Here is a 12,758-nt window from a genome sequence, read left to right as displayed (position 1 = left end):
GATTTTTTCACAAATTAGCGATATACTCCATTATAATTAACCACTTAGTCTATATTCAATGCTATTATACAAATTAACAGCCTATAATCCATATAAACCGATAAAGCGCATAAGGAATTTTAATGTTTAGCTTTCAGTCACTAATTCATCAAAAATTTAAAAAATTAAAAAATAGGTTTAACATAACTTTTATCATTGCCTTTATTGCATCTAGTCCCATATTAGCCGCCGCTGCTACCAATTATCCATTAAAAATCACGACTCCTAATGGTACAACGCTAATAAAAAGTAAACCACAACGAATCGTTGTCCTCGAATTTGGCTTGATGGACGAGCTTGATTTGCTTGGGATAAAACCAGTTGGCTATGGACAAAACTACCCAGGCGAAGGTGATATTCCTGATTATCTAAAGCCAATGGCAAAAAATGCAGTTGGCGTTGGCGCTCGTGATATTCCAAATCTAGAGGCTATTGCCAAATTAAAGCCAGACCTCATTCTTGGTGAAGCTGCCTATATTTCTAATTTAAGTCCACAATTAAATAAAATCGCTCCAACAGTACTATTAAATGGGATTTATGGCAATTCTGACGAACAAATAAAAAACCTAAAGATCCTAGCACAAATAACCGATACCGAAAGTAAAGTTCCAGCGATTCTTAGTACTTATCAAGGAATAAAAAGCAAAGCCGAAACAATCGCTAAAAAAGGTGGTAAAAAAACTGTATTGATCGGTTATGTAACTCCGAGTGGTATTTTCAAGGCACTAACTGCCAATGCGCTAGCGACATCTATCCTAAGTGAATTAAACCGGGAAAATGTGATTAAGAAAACCGAACGGACTCAAGTTATGGATTTATCAACCGAAGCAATCCTTGAATATAATCCAGATCAAATTATCGTACTTCTTACCGAAGGATCAATGGCACCGTATAAAAAACTCTCAACTGATCCGCTATGGGCGGATGTTCGGGCAAATAAAGAGCATCAGGTGTATTTTATGGATCGAGATATTTGGGCGCGTAGTCATGGGATTGAAACACTGGAAATCATGTATAATAAAGCAATTTCAACTGGTTTTTTAACCGCCAAACCAGTAGCAAATACAAACAAATAAACCTGAACTAGTAAAGAATTTTATTTAATGACAATTCAACAAACTAGCAGGTTTAAAAGATATATTCTTCCGTATATACTCCTGCTAACTATTTTGTTTTGCCTATTTTTTTATTCATTAACTTTAGGTGCGGTTAAATCATCTTTTAGTCAGATTACTAGTTGTTTTAGTCAAGAACAATCAGCAACTATTTGTCACATTATTGCAGTTACTCGCTTACCAAGAACCATTACCGCAGTTATGGCAGGAAGTAGCTTTGCCCTTGCTGGTGCGATTTTATATTATATCACCCGAAATCAACTTGCCTGCCCAAGCCTACTGGGTATTAATCAAGGCGCTATTCTTGGTATTCTACTTTGTCTAATTATCATGCCATTTATTTCTCTTCCCGGAATCATAGCGGCGGCAATAATCGGTGGGATAATCAGTGGGATTATTGTTTATTCTATAGTATCGCTTATTGGTGTCTCTAATCTGAAATTGGTTCTGGTTGGACAGGCAATAAATATTTTTCTTTACGCGCTAGGACAAGTTCTAATTGTCCTTTTCCCGGATAAAACTGGAGGTATGCTAGTCACATTAAATGGATCACTTGCGGGTACTAGTTGGCAAAAGATTGAAATTATTGCACCATTTATAACTATAATAATCCTGATAAGTATATTACTTGCAAAGAAAATATATTTATTGAGCCTTGGCAAAGAAATTGCCCTATCTATCGGAATTAATGCCAATCAGTTATTAATTATCATTTTTTTCCTGATTGTCGGACTATGTTCACTAGCCGTAACAATGGTTGGGCAGCTACTATTTTTCCCATTAATTGCGGTTCACTTGAGTAAGCCATTATTAAGAGGGCGAAATCCTTATCATTTTTGCATAATTACTTGCCTTGTTGGAGCAATTCTAATGTTAGCTTCGGATTGTCTGATGCGCTATATATATACCATGCAGGAGATTCCCCTTGGTATCTTCATGGCAATAATCGGTGCTCCTATTTTGATTCTTTCATCAAGACTTAAACGAGCACAGCCATGAAAATAAGCCCTTGGACTAAATTAACTACTTTATCTGCTCTTTTATTAATTATTGCTGTAGCATCATTAATGATAGGTTATACCTTTTATTCGCTTCCGATCGTAATTAATTGCCTACTGCAAAAAACACATGAGTTTGCTATCAATGATGTCCGCTTACCTAGATTAATTATGGCGATCCTTTGCGGTACTATGTTTGCCTTCTCCGGGAGTTTATTACAAGGTATTTTTCGTAATCGGCTGGCATCTTCCGAGACTTTGGGAATTAATGCTGCAAGTATTCTTTTTGTCTTACTTGGTATCACTTTGTGGGGTGGTGGAGGAAATTTCTCTATCCTGATATATTCAGTAATTGGTGCTCTTTGCGGATTTTCAATAACCCTAGTCTCTTCAATATCAAGACGAAATATTTCCCATTTAAGATTAATTATTGTTGGCGTAGCAATCAGTGCTTTTTTCCGTGCCGCAAGCCAATTTATGTTGATTGCAGAAGATCAAAAGCTTGCCGCTTATCTAGCTTTTGTAAATGGAACGCTTTATACTACAACCTGGCATAGTATTCAAATTATTTTCTACCCGGCAGTATTCCTGATTGGATTATCTTTTTGTCTTACAAGACAACTCGATATACTACTATTATCTGAAGATATTGCGAGTAATATCGGTTTTAAGGTTATTAAATGGAAATTAATTATAATAATATTAGCATTACTTCTTACCGCCGTAGCAGTTGCTGGGGTTGGTAGTCTTGGGTTTATTGGACTAATCTCACCAAATATATCACGCCTAATCTTTGGTTACTCGCATAAGTATAACCTACTGGGAAGTGCATTAATCGGCTCAATCCTAACTATACTTTCCGATACCATTGGGCGAATTATATTAGTACCATTTGAGATTCCCACCGGGTTAATTGGCATCATAATTGGAGTACCTTATTTTCTTTATATCATGCGTGGCATGAAACAGGAAGCATAAAAATGACCCAATCCTCAACACAAAGTATATTTAAAGCTAATCAAATATCCGTAAAGTATCAGCGACAGGATATTTTAGATAAACTAAATATAAATCTTATTGATGGCAAAATCACGGCTATTCTTGGACCAAATGGCTCAGGGAAATCAACTCTTTTAAAAGCTCTATCCGGGCTAATCCCATGTCATTCTGGCAATGTTATGATAAATGACAAAAATCTTAATCATATCAATCGGACTGATCTTGCTAAACTATTATCAATCTTACCACAGTCACCAGAAGCGCCAACAGATATAACCGTTAGTCAACTCGTTAGCTATGGTCGCTATGCGTATTCTTCATGGTTTAATAAAAATAAAAAAGAAGATAATAAGCAAGTAAAATGGGCATTGGCGGTAACTAACCTTACTGAATTAGCGGAAAGCTTTATGCATGAACTATCAGGAGGTGAACGACAACGTGTGTGGATTGCTATGTCTCTAGCCCAAAATAGCGATTATCTTTTTCTTGATGAACCAACCACCTATCTAGATATCCGTTTCCAATTTGAAATTATGCAATTAATAAAGAACCTGAATCAGCAGCAAGGTAAAACAATTGTCATGGTTTTACATGAAATTCAGCATGCCTTAAATTATGCAGATTATATATTACTGCTTAACCAAGGAAAGGTTCACTCCTATGCACCAGTGGAAGAAATTATTCACTCTGGTGCGATTGAAGAAGTATTTAAAATCAGAATTAAACAGTTTACAGAAAATGGTGAGAATCACTTTACCATCTGTAATAGTGGATAACCTTATAAACACATATTTAAGAGCCTTTTTGCTAAGCTCCAACGAGCTACGAAATCTAACTACTAAATAGGTTTAAGTACTAAGCTCCATCTGAAGTGCGCTTAAAATTAAATACCCCAATACACATTGGACTAATAATACTATTTGTTACAACATCACACTTACTCATATCCATACTGCACTTTAATATATCAGGTTTGATGTTCGCTGGTTTTGCATTGGATATAAACATCTTATCCTGATTTATGCTTAAACTTAGCGGATAAACTAAATGCTCATTTGGCATACTAATGCACCTTGTGGCATCTATCGATGCACATTTATCTATATATGAATTTGTCGTGCCCGAATGAGTCCGATAATAACTACCATTATAGTATTTTGAATAATAAAATGCACTAAGAGTTTGGTAATCAGGATTACAATTAATAAAATCTCCTTTAGCATCTAAAGTACACTGGATTGCCTGTAATGGTATTGCTCTCCCACTGCCAGAATATTCAAACCCACTGATATTAATGTTTGGAGGATTATAGTAGAAAAAGACAGGATTTATAATATTAACCCTCTCCTGTCCGCAACTATCAATATATCCCTGATTAGTAATTTTACACCTTGTAATATCGCCACTTTCACCTTCTTCATGCGAATTAACTATATAAATGTAATTGTTGACAACCAATATATCTTGAGGTTCATTCAAATTACTCACTGCTGTATGACATTTATAGATACCCTTATTTTCACGACAACTAATTAACTGATTCATAACATTATCAGTAACAAAAATAGTTTCAACATTCTCACTAATAGATTCAGTAGCTGCAAGGTTATTTCTTAAATAAAACCCATCATTAATTATCAAAGAACTTCCATAACCACTTTCATTGGTAGTATGGCTTTCTATGTATACGCTAACCACGGATTCATCAAAGTTAATATTTGCTTTACTCAATTCCAGATTATATCTATTATGAGATGAGTTGGGAACTGCGGATTCTGATACTCGCCGTAAATAACTGATTCCATTTTCCAGCGACTTATCCTTGCTTATCTTGGGGTCAATAAAATTAACAGCAAAAATCGAACGCTCTGTGGTCATTTCCTGATCTTTATTTACTTGAGTATTATTAGCATTATTTGTATAGCTATTAGTCAAATCCCCTTGCGATACTAGGCTATAACCAACACATACTACGACAATGCAGATGATAAATATTTTAATTTTTTTAACTAATGACACATTGTATCCTAGAAAATAGCGTCTTAAAGTTGTTTGAATATGTACTACTTATTTGTTTGATTAGCAAGCTTTTCACCCGAGTCTGGATTTAATTTATTAAAACAAAACTGCCCCATAAGACCAATCAAAGCAATAACGACAAAGGCTGTCATAAATGTCTGATTGCCATAACTAAAAGCATAGATCTTATTACAAATAAAAATACAAGCAGCGGCTAGAGTTACTCCAGCGGCAAAGAATAGCTGCTGAGTAGTACTCATCAATCCAGTTGCCGAAGCATAATCTTCACTAGGTACGTCAGCATAGCATAGTACATAGATTAATAAAGGAATCACTGCACTAAAAAAACCATTCGCTACAATTATTATAACCGCAAAAATATCTGGTTTATCAATCAGGCAAAACATCAGCATACTAATAAATGTCCCAATATTACAGATAGTAAGCATTTTTTTAAAACCAAGATATTTTAGAAGTTTACTAACTGCTATCCGGCTAAATAAATAACCAAGTGCCATCCACGAAGTAATAAACCCGCTTTCAAGAGGCGTAATTTTTAATGCCATCTGTAGATATAGAATTAGAACAAAGCCCTTTGCACCAAAGGTAATCCGACTAATTGCACTACTCCAAAAACAAAGATTATAACTTTTTATTTTAAAGAGCTTATAGTTTACTATTCTATTACTTGAATTTAATTCAATTTTCAGATAAATAATAAGTGCAATTAGGATTAATACAACATAGATCAGATGTACATAAGCATTTTTTATATCAAGCGCGGTATCAAGCCAAAAAGCAAGAATTGCCAGAAAAACCCCTAAGGCGATAAAAGATTTCCAGTTAAATTTCTTTACTTCTTGTCTATAATTATCAACAAATCTGAAGGTTGCAAGCAAAGCTAGTAGAGAAAAAGGAATATTGACATAAAAAATATAATGCCAGCTATAATAACTCACTAATAAGCCACCAAGATATGGTGCCAGTAATGGTCCTAATAGCAAAGGCATTGAAATTAGCATAAATACTTTTACTAGCTCTTGCTTACTAAATACCTTTAGCATTAATAAACGACCAACAGGTACAGTTAGCGCGCCAAATATTCCTTGCACAAAACGAAATATCACTAATTTAATAAGTGAAGAAGAAAGCCCACATAAAAGAGAACTAAAACCAAAGCCAGCAATTGAAATAAGTAGAATATTTTTTGAACCAAACTTATCGGATAAATAGCCACTAATTGGGATAAATATTGATAAACTAACCAGATAGCTAACAATGGCTAGCTTAACATTTAATGGCGTCGTGCCTAGATTAGCGGCTATTGAGGGTATTGCAACGGTGAGAATATTGGTATCAATACTTTCCATCATCATCATGCTACCGATTATGGCTATACACATGAATTGTTTTAAGGTATAATTAGGAAGTTTAAACATAAGTTAGTCGATCAAAGTAAATATTAATATAGCCTAGTTTTTTTAATTGCATTTTTCATGCATAATTTATGCAAAATGCAATTGTATCATATCTCTTCTGGCTATGTTACAATCACCCCCGGAGATTCTAAAGAGAACATGGTAGTGAAAAAAATCGCAATTTTAGGTTGTGGCAATGGTGGTCAGGCACTTGCTGGCTATTTAAGCCTTCTTGGACATCAAGTAAATTTATATGCTCACCCCAATCATCTGGGCGGGATAAAGACTATCCAGCAACATCAAGGAATCGAACTTGGTGGAATAGTAAATGGTTTTGGCAAAATAAATCTTGCTTCCACAGACCTTCAGGAATGTGTAGCAGATGCTGAAGTTATTTTAATGACACTACCTGCCCTAGCCTGTGAAGAGATTTTCACGAAGATGTTACCGTATCTAAAAAATGGACAAATCATCGTAAATATGGCAGGATACTTCTCTTCGATAATTGAAGATCAGATTCGTATAAAAAATCGCCCAGAACTAGATATTACAATCACTGAATTAACAACTTTTCCTTATGCTTGCCGTGCCGAAGGTAATAATAAGGTAAATATTGTAGCAAATAAGAAATTTGTCGGAATCTCCGCAACCACTCCATCCCAGACCGATAACGTAATCCGTGAACTTGCTAATATAATTCCCTGCCCACTAGTAGCTAAATCAAGTGCACTAGAAGTAAGCTTATATAATGCCAGCGGTATTTATCATTCTGTCACCGTGATTTTTAATGCGGCACGAATTGGCAATAAAGATGAGTTTTATTTCTATAAAGAAGGAATCTCGGAAGAAACGGCAAATGCTATGATCAGACTAGATCAGGAACGGCGAAATATTGGGCAAAAACTGGGCTATAACTTGCCAGAAAACTATCAGCAACTCAATGCCTATTATGGTTATAATTATAGTTCAATCTATGACTATTATAAAAACTCACAAGCGCATAATACAATAAAATTTATGCCACCATCAACTAGAACCAGATACATTCTTGAAGACATCCAATATCTTCTGGTGCCTTGGCAAAGTATTGGGCAGAGTATCGGCATAGAAACAAAAGGAATAAAAGCAATGATTGATATTGCCTCATTCTTACACGATACAGACTATATGGCAAGCGGTCGTAAGCTTGATTTGGAAAGCATTCAAAACTATAGTTAGAACATTTTAACTACTACTTCTAGCTACGTTACATTCTAATACCCTTACCACCATAAAATTAAATAAAAGTTAACTAGGCCTTCCTTTTGCAGCGCAAAAAATAATCGGTTTTATTTCTGTTATACTCTAGCACATACTAAACGCATATGCACATGACGGGGAAGAATTGTGCTGTGTTATTATAAACAGTTTAAATCAATTATTAAACTTTATGGAGGCTTTATGTCAAATATTCAGTCAGTACTTTCTGAAAATCGGGTATTCCCTGTCAACCCTGAATTCACCAAGCAGGCAAACATTAAAAGTGAACAAGAATATCAGCAAATGGTTGCTGATGCCAGTAATAATTATTCTGGCTATTGGGCAAATCTTGCTCGCCAGTACATAGACTGGAAAGCTCCATTTAGCAAATCACTGAATGACAGTAACCCTCCATTTTATACTTGGTTTGAAGATGGCAAACTAAACGTATCTTATAATTGTCTTGATCGCCATGTAGCAAATAATCCACATAAAACAGCAATTATTTTTGAATCTGATGCCGGACATATAGAGACGGTTACCTATAAAGAACTTCTGACAAAGGTTTCACGCTTTGCCAATGGCTTAAAATCACTGGGAATAGTAAAAGGTGATCGAGTTATTATCTATATGCCAAATAGTATTGAGGCGATTGTAGCAATGCAAGCGTGTGCCAGAATCGGAGCAATTCACTCAGTTGTATTTGGAGGCTTTTCAGCCAAAGCAATTCATGAACGAATCCATGATGCGCAAGCAAAGCTAGTTATTACTTCCGACGCACAGAAAAGAGGCGGCAAGATTTTCCCATTAAATCAGGATGTAAAAGAAGCACTATCACTACCCGGTTGCGAATCTGTCGAAAAAGTTGTAATCCATCGCAGAACTGGAGAAAAAGTTGAGTGGGATAATAAACGTGATATCTGGTGGCATGATGTAATTAAAAACCAATCAGACGAATGTGAACCAGAATGGGTTGAAGCAGAACATCCATTATTTATCCTCTATACATCAGGATCAACTGGTACTCCAAAAGGAGTTCAGCATGCTAGTGGTGGATATCTCCTTGGAGCAATCACTACCATGAAATGGGTTTTTGACATTAAGGATGATGATATTTACTGGTCTACCGCAGATGTAGGCTGGATTACCGGGCATACCTACTTATGTTATGGACCTCTAGCCGTGGGAGCAACTCAGATTGTCTTTGAAGGTATTCCAACATTTCCAGCTGCAGATCGTTTCTGGCGTATGATTGAAACGCATAAAGTTACCATATTTTATACTGCACCAACTGCAATTCGGGCACTTATCAAGCTCGGAGGAGATTTGCCAAATAACTTTGACTTAAGCTCATTACGATTGCTTGGTTCAGTAGGAGAGCCCATTAACCCTGAAGCATGGATGTGGTATTATGAAACAATCGGTAAAAGCAAATGCCCTATTGTTGATACTTGGTGGCAAACTGAAACTGGCAGTCATATCCTAGCACCTATCCCAGGGATAACAGCCCTAACACCTGGTTCATGTACTCGATCAATTCCAGGAATTTTTGTTGATATTGTTGATGAAGCTGGAAATCTAGTTACTGATAATAATGGCGGTTATCTGGTTATTAAAAAACCATTCCCATCACAAATCCGTACCATTTGGAATAATCCAGAACGCTTTATAAAAGCTTATTACCCTGAAGATATTGCAAATGGAAAATATTATGTTGCTGGTGATTCAGCTTCGCGTGATACGATGGGTTATTATCATATTCTAGGACGAATTGATGACGTATTAAATGTTTCCGGTCATCGGCTAGGAACCATGGAAATTGAGTCAGCATTAGTTGCCCATCCAGGAGTTGCTGAAGCTGCAGTGGTTGGTCGCCCGCATGATATTAAAGGTGAGTCAATTGTTGCCTTTGTAGTATGTAAAGGACAATTACCTACGGGTAGTGAAAAAGACTTCCTAATTAACGAGTTACGAGAGTGGGTTGCCAAAGAAATTGGTGCACTGGCTAAACCAGATGAGATCCGCTTTGGTGAAAATCTACCAAAAACCAGATCGGGTAAGATAATGAGAAGACTATTGCGTAGCCTTGCCAAAGGTGAAGCAATTACTCAGGATATTTCAACTCTTGAAAACCCGCATATTCTCGATCAATTAAAATAAAAAAGACGCGTAACGCGTCTTTTTTATTTATTTACCAGCTTAATACTATAGCCAAACTGATTCCAACCTGCCAATTCTTCATTTAATGAAAATAATGTCAGAGGATTATTGGCAATCCAGTTATTATCAATACACAGATCAAAACCGTTTTTAGCAACATTCTCAACTCGAATTAACTGCCCGAAATCAAGATTTTTTCGACTACGATTGAAAATCACAGACAGTCTGAATGCAATTAATGCCCAAACAATCCTAACTTTTGGCTTATTTTGGTACATTTTGCATAATTTATCATATACTTTCGGCACACTTCCACGATGTGCTCTTACTAGTTCAGCAATCATAGTTTGCTCAGGCTTTGAAAAGCCAGCAAGATCTGAATTCTGCAAAATATATGCACCATGCTTATGATAGTCATTATGTGAAATGCTTAATCCTATTTCATATAATTCACACCCCCAGACAAGCAGCTTCAAGCGTTCTTTTTTGGTTTTTTCAGCAGGTACTAACTGGCGTTGGAGATAAATTGCCAGAGCAGATACTCGATCCCCCTGCGCCTTATCTAGCTTATAACGCTTCTTTAATTCAGAAACTGTTACCTCGCGCAAATCAGCGTTACTTTTACGTCCCATTAGATCATACATCACACCTTCACGGAGTGAGCCATCGGCAATAGTCATCGTTTGAATACCAAGCTCTTCAAATATTGCGAGCATTATTGATAATCCACCAGCGATTACAGCCTTACGATCTTCCTTAATTCCTGAAACACTTATATTCTTGATGCTTTTATTGCGAATCAGCATTTTTTTAAGCTGTAGCATACCCTCATAAGTAATCTCAGTAGCCAAACCATTTTCCAAACACATATCATAAAGTGTCCTAGCAGTTCCAGAGGTTCCAATTGCGAGCTGCCAGTCATGCTTGGCAAATAAATGTTCCATTGCCTGAATCTTACTCCTGGCGGCCAAAATTGCATTATTAAAATTAACCTCGTTTAGCTGCCCATCAGAAAAATACCGCACTGAATAGGAAACGCAGCCCATCGTGACACTTTCCATAATTTGCGGTTCATAACCAGTGCCGATGATAAATTCTGTTGATCCACCACCAATATCAATAACCAGTCTTTTTTCTTCAGTATAAGAAAGCGAATGCATTGCACCAATATAAATTAGGCGCGCTTCCTCTTTTCCCGAAATAACCTCAATTGGAAACCCTAAAGCTTTATTGGCAATTACGATAAACTGTGCCGAATTATTTGCTACTCTGAGTGTACTGGTACCTACTACTCTGACCTGTGATTTACGAAAATTACTCAATCGTTCATGAAATCTGGATAATACTTCCAATGCCAGCATCTGTGAATCTTTGGTAAGATTATTATTCGCATCAAGCCCGCTTGCTAAACGCACTGTTTCTTTTATCTGATCAATCGGAACAATTGTTCCATCCTCATTAATTTTACCAATTAGTAAACGAAAACTATTTGACCCCAAATCAACAGTTGCAAGAAAATTCTCAGTCATGCAATTTTACCCTAAAAGATTAGAATTATTTAATTACGTCAATATTTCCAGAAGATCTGGCAAGAACGAGCTCATTCGCACCGCGCATTGCAAATAGGCCATTGGTAACTACACCAACAATATTATTTATTTTCTGTTCCAATTCAACCGGATTTAAAATCTTCAAATTATGAACATCGATAATCCAGTTACCATTATCTGTTACAACATTTTCACGCCAAACCGGATTACCTCCAAGCTTCACTAGCTCACGGGCAACATAGCTTCGTGCCATTGGAATAACCTCAACTGGTAAAGGAAATTCACCCAATAAATCAACATATTTTGACTCATCAGCAATACAAACAAATTTAGCTGAAGCAGCAGCAATAATTTTTTCACGAGTAAGCGCTGCACCACCACCTTTAATCATTTTTAATTGATGATTGATCTCATCTGCTCCATCCACATAGATATCCAAAGTTCCAACACTATTAAGCTCATACACTGGAATACCAAATTCTTTAAGTAATTTGGTAGATTGCTCAGAACTTGAAACACAGCCCTGGATTCTACTTTTGATAGTTGCAAGCCCTTCAATAAAGTACCTTACAGTAGAGCCAGTTCCAACACCAACAATCATATCATCCTGATCAATATATTTGAGTGCATAATTACCAGCGAGTTTTTTTAATTCATCTTGTGTCATATTAGTTCTCTTAAAATATAATTCTCATACTATGTAAGCTCAATAACTGCGGAAATAGTACAACGCTACTTAAAATTTACTTAATTAATAGTACTACTGCCTCAGCAATAGCCGCCTCTCCACGCCCAACAATACCCACTTTTTCACTAGTTTTAGCTTTAATACTTACCTGTTCTTCACGCAAATCAAGTATTGAAGAAATAGTAACTCTCATTCGATCAATATGATCTCTTAATTTAGGTGCTTCAATTATAACTGTTGAGTCAATATTGTTAATCTTATAACCAGCATCAGTAATTTTTTCATAAACTTGTTTTAATAAAATTTTACTGTCAATCCCTTTGAACTTTTCATCGTCATCAGGGAATAATTTACCAATATCGCCCAATGCAGCAGCACCAATTAGTGCATCAATTATCGCATGCAGTAACACATCAGCATCAGAATGACCAGCAAGCCCGAGATGATAAGGGATTTCGATCCCACCAATTATTAATGGGCGCCCACCCTCAAAAGTATGTAAATCAAATCCTTGTCCAATTCTAAACATCTTG

At 36.2% G+C, this 12,758-nt stretch carries 11 protein-coding genes; 6 read left to right on the top strand and 5 right to left on the bottom strand.

The features are described 5' to 3' along the window. Positions 1–122 precede the first annotated feature (122 nt). Genes CUN60_RS04980 through CUN60_RS04965 form a run of 4 tightly spaced genes read left to right on the top strand, consistent with a single transcriptional unit; the run spans position 123 to position 3,927 of the window. Positions 123–1,115, top strand: a complete 993-nt coding sequence (locus tag CUN60_RS04980; protein WP_102950970.1) for an ABC transporter substrate-binding protein — start codon at positions 123–125, stop codon at positions 1,113–1,115. Positions 1,116–1,142: 27 nt separating this feature from the next. Continuing rightward, positions 1,143–2,153 carry an iron ABC transporter permease gene (locus tag CUN60_RS04975; RefSeq protein WP_102950969.1) on the top strand — a complete coding sequence of 337 codons (1,011 nt, stop codon included), beginning with the start codon at positions 1,143–1,145 and terminating at the stop codon, positions 2,151–2,153. Next, positions 2,150–3,130, top strand: coding sequence for a FecCD family ABC transporter permease (locus CUN60_RS04970; protein ID WP_102950968.1), 981 nt, complete (start codon positions 2,150–2,152; stop codon positions 3,128–3,130). The genes CUN60_RS04975 and CUN60_RS04970 overlap by 4 nt, the downstream gene beginning before the upstream one ends. A 2-nt stretch (positions 3,131–3,132) precedes the next feature. After that, a complete protein-coding gene (locus CUN60_RS04965) occupies positions 3,133–3,927 on the top strand; it encodes an ABC transporter ATP-binding protein (protein ID WP_102950967.1) in 795 nt (264 codons plus the stop codon). Between the two features lie 79 nt (positions 3,928–4,006). Here the strand turns inward: CUN60_RS04965 and CUN60_RS04960 are convergent, their stop codons facing one another. Together CUN60_RS04960 and CUN60_RS04955 are read right to left on the bottom strand one after the other, a co-directional pair. Beyond that, complete coding sequence (locus tag CUN60_RS04960) at positions 4,007–5,170, bottom strand: hypothetical protein (protein WP_102950966.1); 1,164 nt, start codon at positions 5,168–5,170, stop codon at positions 4,007–4,009. 44 nt (positions 5,171–5,214) lie between these two features. After that, a complete protein-coding gene (locus CUN60_RS04955) occupies positions 5,215–6,609 on the bottom strand; it encodes an MFS transporter (RefSeq protein WP_102950965.1) in 1,395 nt (464 codons plus the stop codon). A gap of 144 nt (positions 6,610–6,753) precedes the next feature. Between CUN60_RS04955 and CUN60_RS04950 the strand changes: the two genes are divergently transcribed. Next, positions 6,754–7,806 (top strand): NAD/NADP-dependent octopine/nopaline dehydrogenase family protein, encoded by a 1,053-nt coding sequence (locus tag CUN60_RS04950; RefSeq protein ID WP_222593301.1) that lies wholly within the window; start codon positions 6,754–6,756, stop codon positions 7,804–7,806. Positions 7,807–8,028: 222 nt separating this feature from the next. After that, positions 8,029–9,987: an acetate--CoA ligase gene (gene acs, locus CUN60_RS04945; protein ID WP_102950964.1), complete on the top strand. Its 1,959-nt coding sequence runs from the start codon at positions 8,029–8,031 to the stop codon at positions 9,985–9,987. 23 nt (positions 9,988–10,010) lie between these two features. Here acs and CUN60_RS04940 read toward each other — a convergent pair whose 3' ends face one another. The 3 genes from CUN60_RS04940 to ispF form a co-directional block, all read right to left on the bottom strand. Continuing rightward, entirely contained in the window at positions 10,011–11,516 is a 1,506-nt protein-coding gene (locus CUN60_RS04940; RefSeq protein WP_102950963.1) for a Ppx/GppA phosphatase family protein, read from the bottom strand. Between the two features lie 25 nt (positions 11,517–11,541). Next, positions 11,542–12,204: a ribose-5-phosphate isomerase RpiA gene (gene rpiA, locus CUN60_RS04935; protein WP_102950962.1), complete on the bottom strand. Its 663-nt coding sequence runs from the start codon at positions 12,202–12,204 to the stop codon at positions 11,542–11,544. Positions 12,205–12,280: 76 nt separating this feature from the next. Beyond that, positions 12,281–12,754, bottom strand: coding sequence for a 2-C-methyl-D-erythritol 2,4-cyclodiphosphate synthase (gene ispF, locus CUN60_RS04930; protein WP_102950961.1), 474 nt, complete (start codon positions 12,752–12,754; stop codon positions 12,281–12,283). Positions 12,755–12,758 lie beyond the last annotated feature (4 nt).

Origin of the sequence: Aquella oligotrophica, from assembly GCF_002892535.1 — a bacterium.
GTDB classification, from domain to species: domain Bacteria; phylum Pseudomonadota; class Gammaproteobacteria; order Burkholderiales; family UBA11063; genus Aquella; species Aquella oligotrophica.
The sequence above is the reverse complement of the archived record's forward strand: the minus strand, read 5'-3'. Positions and strand labels throughout refer to the sequence as shown.

Bases quoted from the DNA above. Each gene is read 5' to 3' on its own strand.
- CUN60_RS04980 (WP_102950970.1), top strand. From the start codon at position 123: ATGTTTAGCTTTCAGTCACTAATTCATCAAAAATTTAAAAAATTAAAA.
- CUN60_RS04975 (WP_102950969.1), top strand. From the start codon at position 1,143: ATGACAATTCAACAAACTAGCAGGTTTAAAAGATATATTCTTCCGTAT.
- CUN60_RS04970 (WP_102950968.1), top strand. From the start codon at position 2,150: ATGAAAATAAGCCCTTGGACTAAATTAACTACTTTATCTGCTCTTTTA.
- CUN60_RS04965 (WP_102950967.1), top strand. From the start codon at position 3,133: ATGACCCAATCCTCAACACAAAGTATATTTAAAGCTAATCAAATATCC.
- CUN60_RS04955 (WP_102950965.1), bottom strand. From the start codon at position 6,609: ATGTTTAAACTTCCTAATTATACCTTAAAACAATTCATGTGTATAGCC.
- acs (WP_102950964.1), top strand. From the start codon at position 8,029: ATGTCAAATATTCAGTCAGTACTTTCTGAAAATCGGGTATTCCCTGTC.
- CUN60_RS04940 (WP_102950963.1), bottom strand. From the start codon at position 11,516: ATGACTGAGAATTTTCTTGCAACTGTTGATTTGGGGTCAAATAGTTTT.
- rpiA (WP_102950962.1), bottom strand. From the start codon at position 12,204: ATGACACAAGATGAATTAAAAAAACTCGCTGGTAATTATGCACTCAAA.
- ispF (WP_102950961.1), bottom strand. From the start codon at position 12,754: ATGTTTAGAATTGGACAAGGATTTGATTTACATACTTTTGAGGGTGGG.